The 20661-nt window shown below is 71.5% G+C and carries 21 protein-coding genes; 12 read left to right on the top strand and 9 right to left on the bottom strand.

What is annotated here, in order from left to right:
• The first annotated feature begins 343 nt into the window (after positions 1-343).
• The 3 genes from AWQ71_RS23285 (at position 344) to AWQ71_RS23295 (ending at position 5521) form a co-directional block, all read left to right on the top strand.
• Complete coding sequence (locus tag AWQ71_RS23285) at positions 344-2692, top strand: sodium-translocating pyrophosphatase (protein ID WP_067136574.1); 2349 nt, start codon at positions 344-346, stop codon at positions 2690-2692.
• Positions 2693-2880: 188 nt separating this feature from the next.
• Positions 2881-3336 (top strand): SixA phosphatase family protein, encoded by a 456-nt coding sequence (locus AWQ71_RS23290; RefSeq protein ID WP_245658423.1) that lies wholly within the window; start codon positions 2881-2883, stop codon positions 3334-3336.
• Complete coding sequence (locus AWQ71_RS23295; RefSeq protein WP_067136578.1) at positions 3314-5521, top strand: FUSC family protein; 2208 nt, start codon at positions 3314-3316, stop codon at positions 5519-5521. Before AWQ71_RS23290 ends, AWQ71_RS23295 begins: the two co-directional genes overlap by 23 nt.
• On the opposite strand, the gene serB is transcribed toward AWQ71_RS23295, so the two are convergent.
• Entirely contained in the window at positions 5505-6728 is a 1224-nt protein-coding gene (serB, locus tag AWQ71_RS23300) for a phosphoserine phosphatase SerB (RefSeq protein ID WP_067136580.1), read from the bottom strand. The two genes, AWQ71_RS23295 and serB, sit on opposite strands and share 17 nt — an antisense overlap.
• Positions 6729-6872: 144 nt before the next feature.
• Here serB and AWQ71_RS23305 point away from each other — a divergent pair, with 144 nt between their 5' ends.
• Together AWQ71_RS23305 and AWQ71_RS23310 are read left to right on the top strand one after the other, a co-directional pair.
• Complete coding sequence (locus AWQ71_RS23305; protein WP_067136582.1) at positions 6873-7604, top strand: GNAT family N-acetyltransferase; 732 nt, start codon at positions 6873-6875, stop codon at positions 7602-7604.
• The gene (locus AWQ71_RS23310) at positions 7601-8680 is read left to right on the top strand and encodes a lysophospholipid acyltransferase family protein (protein ID WP_157570505.1); all 1080 of its coding nucleotides are present in this window, start codon (positions 7601-7603) and stop codon (positions 8678-8680) included. Before AWQ71_RS23305 ends, AWQ71_RS23310 begins: the two co-directional genes overlap by 4 nt.
• Positions 8681-8940: 260 nt before the next feature.
• On the opposite strand, the gene AWQ71_RS23315 is transcribed toward AWQ71_RS23310, so the two are convergent.
• The 3 genes from AWQ71_RS23315 to AWQ71_RS23325 form a co-directional block, all read right to left on the bottom strand.
• Positions 8941-9504, bottom strand: coding sequence for a DUF11 domain-containing protein (locus tag AWQ71_RS23315; protein ID WP_067136586.1), 564 nt, complete (start codon positions 9502-9504; stop codon positions 8941-8943).
• Between the two features lie 169 nt (positions 9505-9673).
• Complete coding sequence (locus tag AWQ71_RS23320; protein WP_067136588.1) at positions 9674-10678, bottom strand: S-adenosylmethionine:tRNA ribosyltransferase-isomerase; 1005 nt, start codon at positions 10676-10678, stop codon at positions 9674-9676.
• Positions 10675-11349, bottom strand: coding sequence for an SDR family NAD(P)-dependent oxidoreductase (locus AWQ71_RS23325; protein ID WP_067136596.1), 675 nt, complete (start codon positions 11347-11349; stop codon positions 10675-10677). Before AWQ71_RS23325 ends, AWQ71_RS23320 begins: the two co-directional genes overlap by 4 nt.
• 168 nt (positions 11350-11517) lie before the next feature.
• Here AWQ71_RS23325 and AWQ71_RS23330 point away from each other — a divergent pair, with 168 nt between their 5' ends.
• Together AWQ71_RS23330 and AWQ71_RS23335 are read left to right on the top strand one after the other, a co-directional pair.
• Entirely contained in the window at positions 11518-12690 is a 1173-nt protein-coding gene (locus AWQ71_RS23330) for a GAF domain-containing sensor histidine kinase (RefSeq protein ID WP_084259184.1), read from the top strand.
• Entirely contained in the window at positions 12687-13316 is a 630-nt protein-coding gene (locus tag AWQ71_RS23335) for a response regulator (protein ID WP_067136598.1), read from the top strand. Before AWQ71_RS23330 ends, AWQ71_RS23335 begins: the two co-directional genes overlap by 4 nt.
• A gap of 4 nt (positions 13317-13320) precedes the next feature.
• Here AWQ71_RS23335 and AWQ71_RS23340 read toward each other — a convergent pair whose 3' ends face one another.
• Positions 13321-14043 (bottom strand): Rv1486c family protein, encoded by a 723-nt coding sequence (locus AWQ71_RS23340; protein ID WP_067136600.1) that lies wholly within the window; start codon positions 14041-14043, stop codon positions 13321-13323.
• 69 nt (positions 14044-14112) lie between these two features.
• Here AWQ71_RS23340 and AWQ71_RS23345 point away from each other — a divergent pair, with 69 nt between their 5' ends.
• Together AWQ71_RS23345 and AWQ71_RS23350 are read left to right on the top strand one after the other, a co-directional pair.
• Complete coding sequence (locus AWQ71_RS23345; protein WP_067136602.1) at positions 14113-14901, top strand: ABC transporter ATP-binding protein; 789 nt, start codon at positions 14113-14115, stop codon at positions 14899-14901.
• 238 nt (positions 14902-15139) lie between these two features.
• On the top strand, positions 15140-15886 hold the full coding sequence (locus AWQ71_RS23350) for a sulfite exporter TauE/SafE family protein (RefSeq protein ID WP_067136604.1): 747 nt from the start codon (positions 15140-15142) through the stop codon (positions 15884-15886).
• Positions 15887-15954: 68 nt separating this feature from the next.
• On the opposite strand, the gene AWQ71_RS23355 is transcribed toward AWQ71_RS23350, so the two are convergent.
• The gene (locus AWQ71_RS23355) at positions 15955-16734 is read right to left on the bottom strand and encodes an IclR family transcriptional regulator (RefSeq protein WP_067136609.1); all 780 of its coding nucleotides are present in this window, start codon (positions 16732-16734) and stop codon (positions 15955-15957) included.
• 25 nt (positions 16735-16759) lie between these two features.
• On the opposite strand from AWQ71_RS23355, the gene AWQ71_RS23360 reads away from it, so the two are divergent.
• Positions 16760-17116, top strand: a complete 357-nt coding sequence (locus AWQ71_RS23360; protein ID WP_245658424.1) for a DUF8836 family protein — start codon at positions 16760-16762, stop codon at positions 17114-17116.
• A 13-nt stretch (positions 17117-17129) separates the two neighbouring features.
• Here AWQ71_RS23360 and AWQ71_RS23365 read toward each other — a convergent pair whose 3' ends face one another.
• From AWQ71_RS23365 to AWQ71_RS23375, 3 genes are all read right to left on the bottom strand, one after another.
• On the bottom strand, positions 17130-18041 hold the full coding sequence (locus AWQ71_RS23365; protein ID WP_067136611.1) for a Rieske (2Fe-2S) protein: 912 nt from the start codon (positions 18039-18041) through the stop codon (positions 17130-17132).
• A 59-nt stretch (positions 18042-18100) separates the two neighbouring features.
• Entirely contained in the window at positions 18101-18673 is a 573-nt protein-coding gene (locus tag AWQ71_RS23370; RefSeq protein ID WP_067136858.1) for an HD domain-containing protein, read from the bottom strand.
• 303 nt (positions 18674-18976) lie between these two features.
• Complete coding sequence (locus AWQ71_RS23375) at positions 18977-19189, bottom strand: hypothetical protein (protein ID WP_067136613.1); 213 nt, start codon at positions 19187-19189, stop codon at positions 18977-18979.
• 286 nt (positions 19190-19475) lie between these two features.
• On the opposite strand from AWQ71_RS23375, the gene AWQ71_RS23380 reads away from it, so the two are divergent.
• Together AWQ71_RS23380 and AWQ71_RS23385 are read left to right on the top strand one after the other, a co-directional pair.
• Positions 19476-20333, top strand: a complete 858-nt coding sequence (locus AWQ71_RS23380) for a helix-turn-helix domain-containing protein (protein WP_084259210.1) — start codon at positions 19476-19478, stop codon at positions 20331-20333.
• 48 nt (positions 20334-20381) lie between these two features.
• Positions 20382-20588, top strand: a complete 207-nt coding sequence (locus AWQ71_RS23385) for a DUF397 domain-containing protein (protein WP_067136621.1) — start codon at positions 20382-20384, stop codon at positions 20586-20588.
• Positions 20589-20661 lie beyond the last annotated feature (73 nt).

Below are 20661 nucleotides of genomic sequence, written 5' to 3' on the forward strand. Positions count from 1 at the left end.
TATGCGGTCATCCGAAACGCTCGATTCGGGCCCGCCGTTACATTGACCGCATAGGGTCAAGCAAGCGGCTTAAGCAGGCAAAGATCACGCTGGTGCGAAACGTCATCGCGATTGACAGTCGAAAGGGCCTTCATATCCGACGCCCCGCTGCGTAGACTCCCGGCACCGGCCAAGGTATTGCGGATGCAACCGGAAGCGGCACTGCCAACCACCCGGAAGGCGCCGCTCGGCCCGCCGAAACCTTTACAGCAGCGCCGCCCGGGACATACGAGTCGGCGTGGATAGCAGCGCATTTCTTTGTTGTTCGCGCGGACTCCAGAACCCGTCTGGCCGAGGAGGACGGATGTCTGCCTATCTTGCCGCTGACGAAGGCGCAGCGGTATCCCTGAACGGATCCCATCTCACTCTTGTCGTCGTGGTCGCCGCGGTGGCCCTGATCGCTCTCGCTGTCGCGGGTGGTCTCGTCCGCGAGGTGCTCTCAGCGGGGCAGGGCACCGAGCGAATGCAAAACATCTCTCGGGCCGTGCAGCAAGGTGCCGCCGCGTATCTCACGCGGCAGTTCCGTACGCTGGCCCTCTTCGTCGTCATCATTCCCTTCCTGTTGTTCCTGTTGCCATCGTCCTCGACCGGCGTGGCCGTGGGGCGGTCCCTGTTCTTCGTGGTGGGCGCGGTGTTCTCCGCGCTGACCGGTTTCACCGGCATGTGGCTCGCCGTACGCGGCAACGTCCGCGTCGCCGCCGCCGCCCGGGGCGCGCAGGCGGGCGGCGAGGGCATCACGCCGGGCGAGAAGGCCGCGATGCGGATCGCCTTCCGCACCGGCGGCGTGGCGGGCATGTTCACGGTGGGCCTCGGCCTTCTCGGCGCGGCGATCGTCGTGCTCATCTACAAGAACGACGCGCCCAGCGTCCTTGAGGGCTTCGGCTTCGGCGCCGCGCTGCTCGCCATGTTCATGCGTGTCGGCGGCGGCATCTTCACCAAGGCCGCCGACGTCGGCGCCGACCTGGTCGGCAAGGTGGAGCAGGGCATCCCGGAGGACGACCCCCGCAACGCGGCCACCATCGCCGACAACGTGGGCGACAACGTCGGCGACTGCGCCGGCATGGCGGCCGACCTGTTCGAGTCGTACGCGGTCATGCTGGTCGCCAGCCTGATCCTGGGCAAGGCCGCCTTCGGCACCGAGGGCCTGGTGTTCCCGCTGATCGTCCCGATGATCGGCGTCATCACGGCGATCATCGGCATCTTCACCACCGCGCCGCGCTCGGGCGACCGCAACGGGATGGCCGCGATCAACCGCGGCTTCTTCATCTCCGCGGGCATCTCCGCGGTGCTGGTGGCGGTTGCCGCCTTCGCGTATCTGCCTGCGAGCTTCTCCGAGCTGAACGGCGTGAGCAAGGAGATCGCGGCTCTCGGCTCCGACCCGCGCCTGATCGCCATCGGCGCCGTGCTGATCGGTCTGGTGCTCGCCAGCGCGATCCAGATTCTCACCGGCTACTTCACAGAGACCAACCGGCGTCCGGTGAAGGAGATCGGGGAGAGCTCGCTGACCGGCGCGGCGACCGTCATCCTGTCCGGCATCTCGGTCGGCCTGGAGTCCGCCGTCTATTCCGCGCTCCTCATCGGCGGCGCCGTCTACGGCGCGTTCCTGCTCGGCTTCGGGAACGTGACCGTGGCGCTGTTCGCGGTCGCGCTCGCCGGCACCGGCCTGCTGACCACGGTCGGCGTGATCGTCTCCATGGACACGTTCGGTCCGGTCTCCGACAACGCCCAGGGCATCGCGGAGATGTCCGGCGACGTCGAGGGTGAGGGCGCCCGCGTGCTCACCTCTCTCGACGCGGTCGGCAACACCACCAAGGCGATCACCAAGGGCATCGCCATCGCGACCGCCGTACTGGCCGCGACGGCGCTGTTCGGGTCTTTCCGTACGGCCGTCGAGGACCAGCTCGCCAAGGCCAGCCAGGGCGTCAAGGAGGCGCTGGGGTCGTTCGCGAACTTCAGCCTCTCGGTCGACTCGCCGAACACGCTGGTCGGCCTGATCATCGGCGCCGCGGTCGTGTTCCTGTTCTCCGGCCTGGCGATCATGGCGGTCGGCCGGGCGGCCGGACGCGTCGTCTTCGAGGTGCGCGAGCAGTTCCGCACCAAGCCCGGGATCATGGACGGCACCGAGCAGCCCGACTACGGCCGCGTGGTGGACATCTGCACCCGCGACTCCCTGCGCGAGCTGGCCACGCCCGGCCTGCTCGCCGTCATGACGCCCATCGCCGTCGGCTTCGCCTTCGGGTACGCGCCACTCGGGGCCTACCTGGCGGGCGCGATCGCCGCCGGCACCCTGATGGCGGTGTTCCTGGCGAACTCCGGTGGCGCCTGGGACAACGCCAAGAAGCTGGTCGAGGACGGCCACCACGGCGGCAAGGGGTCGCAGGCCCACGAGGCGACCGTCATCGGCGACACCGTCGGCGACCCGTTCAAGGACACCGCGGGCCCCGCGATCAACCCGCTGATCAAGGTGATGAACCTGGTGGCGCTGCTGATCGCCCCGGCGGTCGTGGCCTACGCCGACAACGTCGCGCTGCGTGTCGGCGTCACGGTCGTCGCCCTCGCGGTGGTCGTGGTCGCGATCGTGGTGTCCAAGCGCCGCTCGGGCGGCATCACCTCCAACAACGAGGAGCGCGCCCCGGAGATCGTGGCGAGCTGAGACAACCGTCCCCGAGGGCCTTCCGCGAGCGCGGGGGCCCTCGGCCTTTTTCCGGCGCATCTAGACTCAGGAGTCATGGACAAGCCATCCGGCGGGCGTACCCTCCTGCTGATCCTGCTCGGAATGCTCGCGATGTTCGCGGTGATCATCGCGCTCGCCGTCTGGGCGTCCAGATGAACGGCGCTCCGATGAAGACGCTGATCGTCGTACGGCACGCGACGGCCGCGCAGGTGCCCGGCCTGGCCGACCGCGAGCGTCCGCTCACCGACCAGGGGAAGCACGACGCCCGCCAGGCGGGCGATCTCATCCGGCCGCTGCGACCGGAGCTCGTCCTCTGCTCGCCCTCGGTCCGCACCAGGCAGACCGCGGACCTGCTCGGGGTCGACGCGCCGATCGAGATCGAGCACGACATCTACGAGGCGTACGCCGACGAGCTGCTCGACCTGCTGCGCCGTACCGGACCCGAGGTCGAGACGCTGGTGCTCGTCGGTCACAACCCGGGCGTTCACGAGCTCGTGCTCATGCTCACCGGGGACGGGGACGCGGGTTTTCCTCCCGGGGCGTACGCCGTGATCGGGCTGCACGGCGGCTGGCAGGATCTCGACCCGGGGACCGGCGTTCTTGTCCGGGCGCACCGCCCTTAGACGCTGGGCAGGCCGGGCCGCCCGGGCGCTGAGGGTCGAGGACCCCCGCCTGGCGCTCGGGATCGGCGTGGTCGGCGGCGCCTGCGTGGCCGTCCCGCTGATCGTCGGGCTCCTCGTGGGCCATCCCGGCGGAGGTGCGGTGATCAGCACCGGCGCGTGGCTGGTCGCGGTCAGGGGCGCGCGCGATCCCGGAGGCATCCGGATGGCCCGGCTCCTCGGCGCCACCTTCGCGCTGGCGGTCGGCACCCTGCTCGGCATCGTGCTGGTCGGCAGGAACGAGTGGTTGCTCGTCCTGGTCACCCCGGCCCTCGCCGCGCTGGGCATCGTGGTGCCGATGGTGGGCCCGACGGCGGCGCTCGCGCTGCTGCTGACCGCGGCCAACCCGCTGCCCGTCGATCCGATCCCGCACCTGGGGCTGATGCTCCTCGGGGGACTGCTGGCCACGGTGCTGCTGCCCCTGCCGTGGCCGTGGCGGGCCACCCGGCCCCTGCCGATCGTCCTGTCGGGGACCGCCGCGTGCCTGGCCGAACTGGTGGACGCGGCCGCCGACGTGAGCCTCGACCGGGACGCCTGGGACGAGCGGCGGCGCGCGGCCACGGCGGCCCTGGAGAAGGCCAGAAAGGCCCGCGCGCGGCGGCGCTGGCAGCGGCGCTCCCCACAGGCGGAGGCGGTGGTGGCCGCGTTCCGGCGGGTGCTGTACGAGGCGGTGACGCTGCGGGGCCTGTGCACCACGCTCTACCGCCAACTCCCGGACGTGGACGAGCACGTGGGCGTCTCGTCGCTCACCGCGATGCTCGCCCGGTCGCTGCGCTCGATGTCGCAGGCGCTCGCCCGCCCCGAGACCGGCCTGGAGCTCCCGGTCGGGATCGACTCGTTCAAGGAGCGGGTGGACGCGCTGCGGGGCGAGCGGCCGAAGGGCGAGCGCGAGCTGCTGGTCCTCGTGATGCTCCGCCAGGTGGAGAACTGCGCCGAACGGCTGACCGCGGCGGTGGAGAAGGCGGCCGGGCCCGCGCTCGAACTGTCGTCGCCGCGGCTGGCCCTGCCGCAGCTCGGCGCGCCGGTCACGCCCGAGGTGCGCTACCGGCTGGCCCTCGACGACCCGGGGTTCCGGCACGCGCTGCGGGTCGCGCTCGGCACGCTGATCGCGATGTTGATCATCGTGTTCGTCAAACCGGCCTACCCGCACTGGCTCGCGATCACCGTGCTGGTGACGATCCAGCCGACGTACGGGGAGACGATCGCGAAGGCGGGCGGGCGCACGCTCGGGACGGCGATCGGCGGCAGCGTCGCGGCCCTGATCCTGCTGGTCGCGCCGCACCGCTGGCCGCTGGCGATCCTGATCACGGTCGCGGCGTTCCTGGCGTTCAGCATGGCGGGCGCCCGGTTCGCGTACTGGATCATGTTCCTCAACATGTTCGTGCTCCTGCTCATCGACTTCCAGGTGCCGCAGCGGCCGCAGCTCGCGGGAGCACGGGTGGGGCTGACCTTCCTCGGCGGCGTCATCGCGCTGGCCTGCACCCGCCTGCTGTGGCCGCGCGGCGAGACGGCCCGGCTGGCCGACCGCGTGGCGCGGTTGCTGCGGACGCACGGCGCCGTCTCGCGGACGCTGGCCCAGGTGAGCCGGGGCGAGCTGCCGCAGGAGAAGGCCGAGGAGGCCATCAGGAAGGCGTCACGCGCCGCGGATGCGGTGTCGCGGGCTCTCGACTACATCGCGCATGAGCCGGGCGTCACGGCGCCGGAGGAGGTCGCGGAGGCGGTGGCGCTCGCGCAGCGGGTCCGCGACGACCTGATCGCGGTCACCTCGGTGCTGCGGGGAGAGCGGGCCGACGCCGGGCCCGCCCCCGAGATCCTGGACGCCGTCGCCGACCGGCTGGAGGACGCCGCCACGGCCGTGGAGGCCCGCGAGCCGTACGAACCGGGCAGTGAGGTGGAGGGCGCGCTGGCCGACTTCGGCGGCTGGCTGGGCACGCTGGCCGAGCGCCGCTTGGAGGAGCTGGACGCGGCGCCGGCCGACAAGGCGACCAAGGTGCGGCGGACGCTGCTGCAGGCGGCGGCGGTCCGCCACGCGATGCGCTCGCTCAACGCGGAGTCGGCGCGGCTGTGCGAACGCGCCGCCGCCGCGTTCGCCGCGGACGGCGCCGAGGCAGCCGGACGCGGCCGCTCGCCGGTCACCGATAAGGAGTGACGACCCCGTCCTCGGCGTCCGCGGCCTCGACCTCCTCGCGTGAGATGCCGAGCAGGTAGAGGATCGAGTCCAGGTACGGCACGTTGACGGCGGTGTCGGCCGCCTGTCGCACGATCGGCTTGGCGTTGAAGGCGATGCCGATGCCCGCCGCGGCGATCATGTCGAGGTCGTTGGCGCCGTCGCCGATCGCGACGGTCTGGCTGATCGGGATGCCCGCCTGCGCGGCGAACCGCTCCAGGGCGCGGGCCTTGCCGGGGCGGTCCACGATCTCGCCCACCACCCGGCCGGTCAGCCTGCCGTCGACCACCTCCAGCGTGTTGGCCGCGGAGTAGTCGATGCCGAGCTCCTTGACCAGACTGTCGGTGATCTGCGTGAACCCGCCGCTGACGATCGCGAAGCGGTAGTCGAGGCGCTTCAGCGTACGGACGAGCGTGCGCGCGCCGGGCGTGTAGACGACCTCCTTCGCGACCTGCTCGAAGATCTCCTCGGGCAGCCCCTCAAGCAGGGCCACCCGCCGGGTCAGCGACTCGGCGAAGTCGAGCTCGCCGCGCATGGCCTCCTCGGTCACCCGGGCCACCTCGTCGAGGCATCCCGCGTGCCTGGCCAGCAGCTCGATCACCTCGGCCTGGATGAGCGTCGAGTCGACGTCCATCACGATGAGCCGCTTGGCCCGCCGATGCAGACCGGAGCGCTGGACGGCCACGTCCACCTGCTGGAGCGCGGCCTCGGCGGCCAGCTCGGCCCGCATCGCCATCGGGTCGGCCCCGGACACCGCGAGTTCGATGCACGTGACGGGGTAGCTCGACAGCCGCTCGATGCGGTCGATGTTGGCCCCGCACGCGGCGATCCTGCCGCTGATCCCGGCCATGGCGGCCGGGGTGAGCGGGGCGCCGAGCACGGTGACGTGCAGGCGGCCGCGGCGCCGCTTCTCCTTGGAGACGGTGCCGGTGGCGATCTCCAGCTCCATGTCGAGGTCGGAGGCGACCTGCTCGACGGCGGTCCACAGCCCGCCAAGCGTGCCACCGGTGCCGGTCGGCGGCCCGCCCGCGTAGGCGACGAGCACTCCGAGGGTGAGCCGGCCGCGGATGACGACCTGCTCGACGTCCGCGACGGTCACGGGAAACCCGGCCAGCACGGTGAACAGACGCGAGGTGACTCCCGGCCGATCCGGACCGGTGAGTGTGATCAGGAGCGTGCGCTGGTTCATCGCCGCCAACGCTACTTGGCCCCGGTGCGTGGTCGCGCATGGGGTTCACCATGCGGACGCCTGACTGCCTCCATCGGGAGGCGCGGCGGTCATTTCGGCATGTCGTGATGGTGGTGAGACGCTTTGAGGGAAGGACGCGCGCCCATGACGATCTCTCTCGACACCGGTCGCTACACGGTCGGCATGGCCATGACCCCCGCAGACCTGCAGGCCGCGCAGCGGCTGCGGTACCGCGTGTTCGCCGAGGAGATGGGGGCCAGGCTGGACACGCCGGTCTCCGGCCTCGACGTGGACGGCTTCGACGCCTACTGCGACCACCTGGTCGTCCGTGACGGGCGCGAGGTGGTCGGGACGTACCGGCTGCTGCCGCCGGGCCGGGCGGACCGGCTGTACTCGGACTCGGAGTTCGATCTCGGCGCGCTCGCCGGGATCAGGCGCGAGCTGGTCGAGGTCGGGCGCACCTGCGTTCACCCGGATCACCGCGAGGGCACGGTCGTCGGACTGCTCTGGGCGGGGATCGCGCGGTACATGGTCGAGGGCGGCTTCCGGTGGCTCGGCGGTTGCTGCTCGATCCCCCTTGATGACGGGGGCGTGACGGCGGCGCGGGTCGCCGCATGTGTGCCTCTCGGCCCGGAGGAGTACCGGGTCCGGCCGCGCCACGCGTGGCGTCCGGCCCGGCGCGCGGGGGCGCAGGCGGTGCCGTCCGGGCGCTTCGTGCCGCCCACGCTGCTGCGCGGATATCTCCGCCTGGGCGCGTGGGTGTGCGGCGCGCCGGCGCACGACCCGGACTTCGGCGCCGCGGACTTCTTCGTGCTCCTGTCCATGGACCGGATGGACGGGCGCTACCTCCGTCACTTCCTCGGGGGCGGGCGGTGACCGCGACCGCGATGATCCCGCTGCCGCCGCGTACGGCCGAGGCTCCGGCGGCGGACGCCGGGGGCGTCCCGTGGTTGCGGCCGAGCCCGTGCCTCCCCGACGCGTGTGTGGAGCCCCCGGTCGCCGTCGCGGGCCCGGTCCGTCGCGTCCTGCGCCTCGCCGTCGCGGCGCTGGTGGTGCTCGCCGGGCTCCCGCTCTCCGTCGTCGCCCGCGCGGTGGGTACGGCGCGCAGGGGCCGCATCGTGGCGATGTGGACGCGCACCCTGCTCCGCGCCCTCGGCGTACGGCTGGACGTGCGGACCGGGTTCGCGTTCGTGGCCGGGTCGCCTCCGTATCCGGCGCTGGAGAGCGCGGGAGGCGGCGAGGAGGCCGGGCGGGCATCCGGAGCCCGGGACGGCCGCGGGACGCTGGTCGTGGCCAACCACGTCTCGTGGCTGGACCCGCTTGTCGTGGCGGCGACGGTGCGCGCACGCCCCCTGGCCAAGCGCGAGATCGGCGCGTGGCCGGTGATCCGCACGCTCGCGGCGGGGGCGGGCGCGCTGTTCATCGACAGGGAGCGGCTCTCGGCGCTGCCGGAGGCGCTGGGAAGCGTCGCGGGGGCGCTGCGCACGGGCGACACCGTCGTCGCGTTCCCCGAGGGGACGACCTGGTGCGGGCGCGGCATGGGCGAGTTCCGTCCGGCGGTGTTCCAGGCGGCGCTCGACGCGGACGCGGCGGTGCGGCCGGTGACGCTGCGCTACCGGGAGGGCGACGCGACGTCCACCCGGGCCTGCTACGTGGGGGAGGACTCCCTCCTCGCGTCCGTGCTCCGCGTGGTGGCCACGCGCCGCCTGGTGGTCGAGGTGACGCGGTTCCCCGAGGTACGGCTCGCGGGGGCCGGAAGACGGCGCGCGCAGCGTCTGGCCCTCGCCAGACTCGCCGAGGCGTACGTGCGGACCGGGATGGCGGACGCGCCGGAACGCCATGTCGTGGCGCGACGTGAAACGGGCTCCCGGCCCGTCCTGGAACGGCGTCCGAGGGCGGCCGGCGAGGAGGCCCCCGCGGTGTTCGGATCGGCGTATCCGGGACGCGCCTGACGGCGGCGGAAGATCAGGGCGGGGGCCGGCCGGCCGGACGGAGGCGTCGCGTCGGGGAGGGCGGCTGGGGCGGCGGAGCCTCCGACCGGCGTTCCGGGAACCACCCGGGTGGAGGACGACGCCGCGAGGCGTCGTCCGGGAAAGCACCCGCGGGCCGGGACGGCCCGCGGAAAAGACCTGCGGAAAAAACCTAGCGGGGTGTCCACGAACCTTGGCCGGGTCGGGTCCTTCGATCCCGGTGAACGGTTATGGACAGCGCGCTAGCGGACGACCGCGGTCTTGACCTTCTTGGTGTAGATCCAGCCCTTGATGCCGAGCTCCTTCAGGCGCTTCTTGTCGAGGTCCTCGGCGCCGTGCGGAACGTCGAAGTTGATCGCGCCGACCGCGCCCACCTGGGCGCCGCGCGCGGTCTTCTTGAGGCGGAACTGGATGGAGAGCCAGTCGCTCTCGTCCACCTCAAGGACGTGCGGGGTCCAGCACCAGAACTCGCTGCCCTCCCAGTCGCACTCGGTGCCCTTGGGACCGTTCCAGTAGAGCTTCTTCTTGGTGTCCACACCCTTGGGCAGGGTGCCGCCGATCCAGTAGTAGTCCGCGTCGTACGGACCGGTGTTGGTCGCGGTGAAGGTGTACTTGACCAGGCCGCCGGGCTTGGCCTTCTTGGTGTACTTGACGTTCGAGATCTTGAAGACGCTGAACGGGTCGCTGGCCGTGGTGGCGGCGGTCGTCGCCGCCGTGGCCCCGGCCGGCGCCGCGGCGAGCAGCGTGGTGCCCGCGAGCGGGGCGACCAGCGCGAGCATGGCGATCTTGGCGATCGGCTGACGCATGTGTTTTGTCTCCCAGAGAGGACTAAGGGGGGAAGAAGGAAAAGGCCCCCCAGTAAACGCTCAGGTTGTATCACCCGGGAGATCACCGGTAAAGATCTTTTTTATGAAAGTTTTACTGCTTCTCCGGTTTGGCGGGGAAATGTCGTGATCTGTCGGATTCTTTGACCGGCTAAAGGATGAGGTGCGTGTCGCCGAACTCGTGCCAGAGGTAGCCGCCGTCCAGCGCCGCCTGATAGGAGCGCGACAGCAGCTCGCGCCCGGCGACGGCGGACAGCATCATCAGATGGCTGGAGCGCGGCTCGTGCAGTCCGGTGATCAGCCCGTCCACCGCCCGTACGCCTTCGGAGGGTGTCACGACGTGCGACGTCCACCCCTCCGCCGCCTCCACCACACCGGTCCGCGCCGCGCTCTCCAGGGCGCGCACCACCGTGGTGCCCACGGCGACGACCCGTCCGCCGCCCTCGCGGGTCAGGTTCACCAGCCGGGCGGTGGACTCGGTCACCCGGAAGCGCTCGGGATAGGGAGGCTCGTCCTTCTCCGGCGACGCCACGCCGGTGTGCAGCGTGACCGGCGCGACCACGACGCCACGCGCGACCAGGGCGGTGACCAGCTCGGCGGTGAAGGGACGGCCCGCGCTCGGCATCTCGGCGCTGCCCGGCGTGACGCCGAACACCGTCTGATAGTGGTCCAGCGGCCAGTCCCGCTCCACGTACGAGTAGCGGATCGGCACGCCGTGTTTGCGCAGGTAGCCCGGCACGTCGCGGTCCAGTTCCGCCCGCCACAGACGGGGCGTCTCCCGGCGCAGCAGCCGCAGCGTGGCCTGCCCGGGCAGGGGAAGCCACTCTCCCGGCGACCCGCCCGTGTAGGGCACGGTCCCGCGCTCCGTGCGACTGCGCAGCTCGACCAGCCACTCCCCGCCGGGCAGCTCGCCGGAGAAGTGCACCGCCAGGCGGTCGAGCCGCACCGCCGCCGCCGTGGTCGCCGAGTTGTTCACCACGAGGAGGTCGCCCGGCGCGAGGATCCCCGGCAGATCCCGGAACGCCCGATGCGCGATCTCCCCGGTGTCTTTGCGCGAGACGAGCATCCGCACACCGTCCCGCCCGAGGCCGCGCGCCTCCGGCGGCTCGTGTGCCTCCAGTACGGCGGGCAGCGTGAAGTCGACGGCCGGGCTCATTCCAGCGCGTCCCTCGTGAACCGGCCGCTGGCCGGGCGGGCGGCGACGAGGCGCAGCAGCGCGGGGGCGACGGTCTCCGGCTCGGGGGCGGCGGCCGCTTCCTCGGCGCCGACCGCGTCGGCGAGCATCCGCGTACGCATCTCACCGGGATCGACCCACCAGATTGCGACGTCCGGCTCCTCGACGGCCAGTACGTTCGAGACCTGGTCGAGCGCGGCCTTCGTCGCGCCATAGCCGCCCCAGCCCTCGTACGGCTCGACGGCCGCGTCGGAGGAGATGTTCAGCACCGCTCCACCTGATTGGCGGAGGGCGGGCAGCGTGGCCTGGATCAGCGCGAGCGGCGCGATCACGTTGGTCTCGAACAGGTCGCGCAGCCCGTCGAGCGGATATCCGGCCAGTGTGGGAAGCGGCGTCGGCCCCAGCCCGCTCGCGTTGTTCACCAGGAGATCGAGCCGGGGTGCGGCTTCCGCGAGGCGGGCCCGGTGGGCGGGGTCGGCCACGTCGCCCGCGATGGCCGCCACGTCGGCGGAGGTGTCGAGGTCGAAGGCGGCGGAGTGGAGGTCCTCCTCGCTCCGGGCGGTGAGGGTGAGGGCCCAGCCTTCCGCGGCGAGCGCCCGGGCGAGCGCCAGCCCGAGGCCGCGGGAGGCGCCGGTGATGAGTGCGTGCTTCATGCCGCTGACGCTAGAAACCGGGCGGTCGTCGCACATCGGGCGAGAGGCCCCGCTCCGCCTCGGCAGTTGGCCCTAGGACCGTTGTCCAACCCGCCCAGGACGCGCGGGCGGGCCGTCACGTGAGCGGGCGGGCGCGGCGATGCCGCAAGCCCCCCATATGGTGGGGGCGTGCCCGAGCGAACACCTCAACCGCCCCCGGTCGGCGAGTGCGACGCCCCCGCGCGCGACGCCGTCCTGCACGCGGTCAGCTCGGCCGTGCTCGCGGTCACCCGTCACCTGTCGGTGCGCGAGGTGCTGCAGGTTATCGTTCGGTCGGCGAGCCGGCTGCTCGACGCGCGCTACGCCGCGCTCGGCGTCCCCGATGACCAGGGCGCGTTCGCCGAGTTCGTCGCCGAGGGCATCTCCGAGGAGGAATGGGAGGCCATCGGCCCCACTCCGCGCCAGCACGGGATGCTCGGCGCGATGCTGCGCGACGGCGATCCGGTCCGGCTGGCCGACATCCGCCGGGATCCCCGGTTCGAGTGGTGGCCGCGGGCGCATCCCGTGCTCAAGGACTTCCTCGGCGTGCCCATCCGGGACGGCGACCAGGTCCTCGGCATCATCTTCCTCTCCAACAAGCGGACGCCGGGCGGGTTCACCGCCGCCGACGAGGGCCTGCTCACCATGTTCGCGGCACACGCCGCCATCGCCATCATCAACGCCCGGCTGTACGAGCGGGGGCGCGAGCTGACCGTGATCGAGGAGCGCACCCGTATGGCGCACGAGCTCCACGACGCGGTGTCGCAGAAGCTCTTCTCGCTGCGGCTGACCGCGCAGGCGGCCGGGTCGCTGCTGGAGACCGATCCCGGCCGGGCCGCCCGGGAGATCGATCAGGTCCAGCGCCTGGCGGGTGAGGCCCTGGCCGAGCTGCGCGCGGTGATCGTCGAGTTGCGCCCGGCCGAGCTGGACCGGCACGGCCTGGTCGAGACCCTGCGCAAGCACGTCCACCTGCTCGACCGGCTGCATCCGGTGTCGGCCCGGTTCACCTTCGACGGCGACCCGTCCGCCGCCAGAGCCGACGTCATGGCCGAGGTGACGGTGCTGCGGGTGGCGCAGGAAGCCCTGCACAACGCGGTACGGCACGCCGAGGCCGCCCACGTCGACGTACGGCTCTCGCGCCGCGACGGCGCGCTGGTCCTGGAGGTCGGCGACGACGGGAAGGGATTCGAACCGGACGCCGACCCGGTCAAGGGGCTCGGTCTGGCCTCGATGCGCGACCGCGCGGAGAACGCCCGGGGATCGCTGGAGGTGGTGTCCGCGCCCGGGGCGGGCACCACGGTACGGCTGGTGGTGCCCGCATGATCCACGTCCTGATCGCCGACGACCATCCCGTCGTCCGCCAGGGTCTGCGCACCTTCCTGGAGATCCAGGAGGACCTGGCCGTGGTGGGCGAGGCCGCCGACGGCGCGGAGGCGGTCGCGCTGACCGAGTCGCTGCGGCCGGACATCCTGCTCCTCGACCTCAAGATGCCCGTGCTCGACGGCCTGGGCGCGCTGACCCGGCTCGGCTCCGCCGGCGCCCTCGGCACCAGGGTGATCGTGTTGACCTCGGTCAGCGACCGCGCGGACGTCGCGCCCGCGATGCGGGCCGGCGCGGCCGGATTCCTGTACAAGGACGTCGATCCCACCGCCCTCGTCCAGGCCATCCGGGCGGTCCACGGGGGGCAGGTGCTGCTCGCGCCCGAGGCGGCCGAGGCCATGATCTCCGGCGACGACCGCCCCGCGGCCGACGCCGGCGCGGCCCTGACGGAGCGGGAGCGCGAGGTGCTGCGGCTGATCGCCGGAGGCCGGTCCAATCGCGAGATCGCCAGAGAGCTGCTCGTCGCGGAGAAGACCGTGAAGACCCACGTCTCCAACGTCCTGATGAAGCTCGGCGTGCAAGACCGCACCCAGGCCGCCCTCTACGCGGTACGGCATGGCCTCGGCTGAGGGGTCAGCCCTGCGGCTGCCCCTCCACGATGGCGTGGTGGGCGGCGACCCGTGCCCGCCGTACGGCCCGGTCCAGCTCGCGCAGGGCCTCGCCGCGTGCGGCGAGCTGGCCGGAGGTCAGGCCGCGCTCCCCGGCGAGGCGGAGCGCCTCGGACAGCCGCGCGGCGAGCGCGCCCACCCGGTGGGCCCGTCCCGGATAGCCCGGGGCGAGCGTCTCGTGGGCGTCCCTCAGGCTTGGCGCGCCGGGGGCGGGCCCCGCCACGCCACGCAGGGCGTCGGTGGCGGCGCGCATCGCGCCGGTGAGCGCCTGCTCGGCCTCCGCCAGCGACGGTACGTAGGGCTCGCTGTCCGCCGACTCGACGGCCGTCCAGCGCACCCCGGCATACGAGGAGCCGCGCCGGTCCGGTGCGGGCACCAGGCCGAGGCGACGGCCGCGCAGCACGGCGATCACGGCCTGGCCGGCGTCGATGGCGCTCATGTTGAACGCGGGCGGCCCGGCCAGCCCGAGCGGGTCGCCGGGCACCGGCAGGGCCAATCGGAACGAACCGAGCCCTTCGGAGCGGAGCTCGGCGAGGAACGCGCGGAGCGTCGACTCCCGCGGCCCGTCGGCCACGACCTGGGGGCCGCCGGCCCGCTCGACGTGGTCCACGGCCTCGTCCAGCCCGACGTGCCCGCCCAGCCAGGCGTTCCCCCACGAGACGAGGACGGCTGAGATCGGTGAATCCATGCGCACCCGATCCACGATATGCCGACCGGCTGCAATAGTTTTATCTGAGTAACCACAGGAGGGGGCCACATGGGCGGTCAGGTGCTGCGGCTGCGGGATGTCACGGTTCGCAGGGACGGCGCCGCGCTGTTGCGCGCCATCGACTGGTCCGTCCGCGAGGACGAGCGCTGGGTCGTCATCGGCCCCAACGGAGCGGGCAAGACCACGTTGCTGCAGGTGGCTGCGGCGCTGCTCTTCCCCGCCGAGGGAGCGGTCGAGATCCTCGGCGAGCGGCTCGGCCAGGCCGACGTCTTCGACCTGCGCCCCCGGATCGGCCTCGCCAGCTCGGCGCTGGCCGAGCGGGTGCCGCCGGACGAGAAGGTCATCGACCTGGTGCTGACCGCTTCCTACGCCATCCTCGGCCGGTGGAACGAGGAGTACGACTCCCACGACGTCACCCGCGCGGTCGAGCTCATCGACCAGCTCGGCTGCGCCCACCTGATCAGGCGGCGCTTCGGCACCCTCTCCGAGGGAGAACGCAAGCGGGTGCAGATCGCCCGCGCCCTGATGCCGGACCCCGAGCTGCTGCTGCTCGACGAGCCCGCCGCCGGGCTCGACGTGGCCGGGCGCGAGGACCTCGTCCGCCGTCTCGGCGGGCTGGCTCGCGACCCCAAGGCGCCGACGATGGTCCTGGTCACCCATCACGTCGAGGAGATCCCGAGCGGATTCACCCACGTGATGCTGCTGCGCCACGGCTCCGTGGTCGCCCAGGGGCCGGTGGAGTCGGTGATGACCGGGGACAACCTGTCCCGCACGTTCGGCGTGCCGCTGCGGCTTGAGCGCGGGTCCGGCGACCGCTGGTACGCCCGCCCGTTCTGACCGGCACGACCGACCGTCCGTTCTGACCGGCACGGCCGACCGTCCGTTCTGACCGGCACGGGCGGCCGCCAGGGCCGGGCTGATCGACGTCGTCGCCGACCGGCCGCCTTCCCGCGCGGCCGGTCGGCGGACGGAGGTTGTGCCTCCCGGCCGGCGGTCGGCCTCGCCGTACCCCGGCTGGACAATCGCGGCGGACCTCCATCTACCATCGGGCGATAGCCGTTCGAGGGAGCAGGACTTGACGCCGTTGGAGGCGGTCGCGGTCTTCGCGGCCGGGGTCGGGGCCGGTGGCATCAACGTGGTCGTCGGATCGGGCTCGCTCATCACGTTTCCCACGTTGCTGGCGGTCGGCCTGCCTCCCGTCGTGGCGAACGTCTCCAACAACATCGGGATGGTCCCCGGCGGCGTGACCGGCGTGCTGGGCTACCGGCCCGAGCTCACCGGCCAGCGTTCCCGGCTGCTGCGGCTCGGCGTGGCGTCCGTCATCGGCTCGCTCATCGGCGCGGTGCTGCTGCTCCGGCTGCCCGAGACGGTCTTCAAGTTCATCGTCCCCGTTCTGATCGGGGCTGCCTGCGTGCTGGTCGTCGTGCAGCCGAAGCTCAACGGCTGGCTGGCCGGACGGCGTACGCACCCGCACGGCGGCCCCTGGCTGTGGCTGACCGTGCTCGGCGCCGGCATCTACGGCGGATATTTCGGCGCTGCCCAGGGCGTCGTGCTGATCGGCCTGCTCGGGATCTTCCTCGACGAGGAACTGCAACGGATCAACGCGGCGAAGAACTTCCTGTCGCTGCTGGTCAACCTGACGGCCGCGATCCTGTTCTCCCTGGTCACGCAGGTGGACTGGCTCGCCGCGCTCCTGGTCGCGCTGGGCACCGGGGTCGGCGGGTTCGTGGGCGCCCGGCTGGGCCGCAGACTGCCCGCCCCGGTGCTGCGCGCCGTGATCGTCTGCATCGGAGTCGTGGCGATCGCCAAGCTGCTCACGTGATCGTCAAGCTGCTCGCCTGATCGGGGGGCGCTCGTCGTATCGCGGGGCGCGGTCGCGCCGGCGAGAGGTCAGCGCGCCTCGCGGCCCAGCTCGGCGCCGACCTCGGCGGCGGTCCGCTTGAGCGCCTCCGCGAGCGGTGAGCGGGTGCCCTCGGGAACGGAGGCGGTCGTCCCGACGATCGCCATGGCGGCGACGAGCGTGTTGCCGCGGAACAGCGGCGCCGCGATGCTGCGTACCCCGTTGACCGACGGGGTGTTGGCCGAGATGTTGTTCCGCCGGATCTTCTCCAGCTCGCGGCGCAACTCGGCGTTCGCCTGCACGTCCTCCGCGAGCCCCGGCACCTCCTCCTCCGGCAGGAACGCGCAGAAGACCCGGCCCTGGGCCGATTCGGTGCGCGACAGCCGAGAGCCGGTGCGCACGCTGACCCGGATGATCCGGTCGGTGTTGTCGTCCACCCGCACCACGACCGCCGTGTCGCCGTCCCAGACGCTCAGCACCACGGTCTCGTCGATCTCGCGCACCAGCCGCTGCATGTACGGCCCGGCGATGCCGACGACCGGCATCCCGGCCCGCGCGGCGGCTGACAGCGTCAGGATCTGCGGGCCGAGGGAGTACAGCGCCTCGCGGTCGTCGTAGCGCAGCAGGTTGCTCTCGCGCAGCGCCTTCGTGTACCGATGCGCGGTCGCCTTGCTGGTGCCCAGGCTGCTGGTGATCTCGTTCAGGCTGAGCTGGGGGCGGCTGACCGTGAACGCGCTGAGGATCAGTGCGGCACGCTGGACGGTCTGGATGGCCGGAGCCGCCTTCGCGTCGGCGGAGTCCTCATGAACGGGCCTGGCGGCATCACCCATGTCAGTTCACCCCGGTCGGTGCGGTTTGTCGTTCGTTGCGTTCTGCGAGACAGCATCCTGTCATCCAGAATATTTCCTGTCGACGGTCGTCGGTCCGATCCGCCGGATCGCACAGGTGATCGATGGTTGTTCGCCGGGTATGTACTTCTTTGTGAAGGGCGACCGGGTAGAAATAGTCATCGATGCGGGCGGCACCCCCCGCACCTACGAAGTGGTCGCGACCAGGGCGGGCAGGCGGGTCGAGATCACCACAGGCCGCGGCATCGTCGAGGTCAGCGAGGTCACGCGGACCGGCACCCCCGTCCGCACCGCGCGTTTCATGTCCAGCCGCATCCTCGCGCTGGTCGAGCATCCCGTGGACGAACGCCGTCCCGACGACTGAGAGGGCCCGGCCGTCACGGCGCGGGGCGGACCTGCACGATGCCGTCCCGGCGGAGGCGAGTCTGGAACGCGGGCTGCCGCGCGGTGGCCGGGCCGTGCGCCACGGTGCCGTCGGAGACGCGGAAGACGCTGCCGTGCCAGGGGCACACCACGCACGCCTCGCCCTCCTCCATGACGAGGCGCCCCTGATGCAGCGGCCCGGCGAGGTGGGAGCAGCGGTCGGCCAGCACGCTCACGCCGTCGCCGAGCCGGAGCACGAACAGGTCGATGTAGCCGAGCCGCCGGGTCACCGGCCGGCCGTTGGGCAGGTCCTTGAGCGCGCACAGGTCGTGCCAGCCGAGCGGTACGAGGTGGCTGAGCGACTCGGCGTGGTTGGCGCCGGCGGCCTGCCGATACGCGAGATGCCCGCCCAGATAGGCGCCTCCGAACGCGGCGCCGAGCCCGGCGAACGAGAGGATTCGGCCCGCCCGATCCTTGCCGGCCATCCGCAGGAGCAGCGACGCGGTGTAGAGGCCGGTCGCGGTCGCGTTCGTCAGCGCGTGGACGAAGCCGACGCGCTGCTGCTCGCGGTGGAGGGTGGACCAGTCGGTCAGGCCGGCGGCCACCGCCGGCAGTGCGGTGCCCAGCCCCGCGGCCACCAGCACCTGGGCCGCCCGCTCGTCCGCGTCGGCCCAGTCGACCACCGCCGCCCCCACCCAGCAGCCGATGGTGATCGTGGCCAGCGAGGGGTGGAGGGGGTGCCCGATGGGGACGCCGTGCAGCAGGTCGCGCACCGGCCCCGGGCCCAGCTTGCGGCGAACGGCCTTCGCGATGACCCGGATCGGCCGGTCGAGGGCCGTGGTGTGCTCAAGTCCGTCGAGGATGTTCCCCGGCGGGATCTTGCGCGCCAGCCGGATCGCCCGTCGCGATCTGGTCGTCTTGTCCATTTTCGCCCCCTTGTACCAGCACTTACCCCCGGCCTGGAGAGGCGAACACCGGTGGACGCTCAGGGGGCGAGGTGCCCCCGGGCGACGGACGACTCGACCATCCGGGCCGCGTAGGCGCCCAGCGTGGCCGAGCCCTCGTGGATGATCCGTACGCTGTCGGCCAGGTGGCGGGCGGTGACCTTGTAGAGGGCCCAGGTCCCTCCCTCGTTGTGGTGGTTGGCCAGGATGGGGGCGAGCCGGTCGAGCGCCTTGGCGAACCGGGCCTCCTGCGTCCGCCGCTCCTCGAACTCGTCCCACAGCGCGCGGAGCCGTACGCGCTGGTCGTGGGGGAGCAGGCCGAAGATGCGGGTCGCCGCGGCGAGCGTGTCCGGGCCGGGGCCGTCCTGCTGGAGGCCGGGCCGCGTCTCGCCGGGCACGTCGTGACGGAAACAGTCTCCTGTGTCTATCTCCACCAGGTCGTGGACGAGCAGCAGGGCGACCACCCGCTCCAGATCCGTTCCGGGAGGGGCGTGCTCACCCATGGTCATCGCCAGCATGCCGACGTGCCAGGAGTGCTCGGCGCCGTTCTCCCGTCGCGACCCGTCGATCAGCGTGTTGCGCCGGATGACGCGCTTGAGCTTGTCGATCTCCATGGCGAAGCTGATCTGTGCGTGCAGGCGATCCTCTTGGGTTGCGATGGTCACCTTGGCAAGCCTAACCTTCGTGATCAACGTACGCCCGGCCCTCAAGCGCTTGTTTACATATCGCGGTCGTATGGTGACCCTGTGCATCCATTGGCGTGATGACGTGGGACGACGATCCGACTGTCGCGCGGTGCCCGGGCGTGGCGTCGTGAGGTTCGGGGTGCGGCGGCGCAATGCGGTCGTGGACACGGGAAAGCCCCGAAGCGAGGCCCCCCAAGCTTCGGGGCTGGCTTGTCCGGCCCTGTCGCGCGGTTACGCGCGCGGCGCGGCCCCCTCAAGTTCGAGCACGAGGTCGAACCGGGGGTCGCGGTAGTGGCGGGCGCCGAATCCGGTACGGGTGACCGTCCAGCCGAGGCGGTGAGCCCACCAATCCTGGTCGACGCAGAGATCCCGGTCGGCCTGGCCGGCGAGGCCGCCAAGCCGGGCCTTGATTCGTAAGAGCCGATTGGTACCGTGGAAATGCATAGGAGACTCCCCTTTCGCCGCTTCGATGAGGAGCTCTCGTTTGTCCGCCGGGTCGGGCGGTGGCAGCCTTCCGGCCCGGCTCTTCTGTGTCTCGATCACTCCCCTGAGTACCCCTGTTGGTTCGATCGTGACGCCGGAGCGATTTCCTTGCAATACTCAACGTAAGGAAACTTGCAACAAACTTCCCGAGATGCGCCGCATGTAACGGTGCAAATTGCATTACGATGCTCGGAGTAGGGGTGTCCGCCCTCGTATGCCTCCACTGCGGGTGAGGAGGTCGACCGAGTTGTCCGAACGCGGGAGTCCTACCCTCCGTCGGCGCAGGCTCGGACAGGAGCTTCGCCGCCTCAGGGAGCGTGCCGAGCTCACCGGGGACCAGGTCGCCGCGCAGCTCGGCTGGTCGGCGGCGAAGGTCAGCCGCATCGAGACCGCCAAGACGTCGCCACGAAAGGCGGACGTCGAGGCGCTCCTGGAGACGTACGAGGTCGATTCGGGTCAGCGCCAAGAGCTGCTCGACCTGCATCGGGACGCCGCGCGAAAGGGCTGGTGGGAGGACTACCAGAGCTCCTTGCCCCATGGGTACACCACTCTGCTGGGGCTGGAGGTGGAGGCCACCTTAGCGCGCAACTGGGAACCCCAGGTGGTGCCCGGCCTTCTCCAGACCGAGGACTACGCTCTCGAGGTCGTCCGGGCGGCCCAGCCGATCACGCGGTTCGCGCAAGGGGGTGTGCGCAGCCGGGTCGAGGCGAGGACCGCCCGGCAGCAGATCATCATGCGCGAGGACGAGCCACTCACCCTGTGGGTGGTCATGGACGAGTCCGTTCTCCTGCGGGGCCTTGGGGGCGCCGCGGTGATGCGGGACCAGCTCGGCCGGTTGGTGACCGTTTCCCGGCAGCCCAATATCCGGATTCAAGTGCTTCCGCTCGACGCCGGACATCCGGTCAACACCGGGTCTTTTCTTCACCTGAAGTTGCCGGAGTTTCGCGACGTCGTGTACCTGGAGTCCCTTTTCGATGCACGCTTCGTCGAAGAAGAGGAGACCGTGTACGGCTATGAGATCGCCTTCGACCGGCTGCAGGCCGAGGCCCTCGACGTCGACGCCAGTCGGGAGCTTATCAAACAAACTATCGAACGCTGGAAGTGAATCTTCCCTGCATCGCCTCAGTGCATCGCCTGAGGGGAAAGACCATAAATGTATTCGATCGATCTCTCCGGTGCGGAATGGCGTAAGAGCATCCGCAGCGCCGGTAACGGAAACTGCGTCGAAGTGGCGGCGCTCCCCGAGGGTCATGTCGGGGTCCGTGACAGCAAGGACCAGGATGGTCCTGTCCTCGTCTTCACACCCGGCGAGTGGGACGCCTTCGTCGGGGGTGTCAAGGACGGCGAGTTCGACCTCTGACCCCATGTGGGTCCACGCCGATCCGGTGAACCGGATCGGCTGAAGCGGCCCGTTCGAAGCGCCGCCGAGTACC

Origin of the sequence: Microtetraspora malaysiensis, assembly GCF_001528665.1 — a bacterium.
In the GTDB taxonomy this organism is placed as follows: domain Bacteria; phylum Actinomycetota; class Actinomycetes; order Streptosporangiales; family Streptosporangiaceae; genus Microtetraspora_A; species Microtetraspora_A malaysiensis.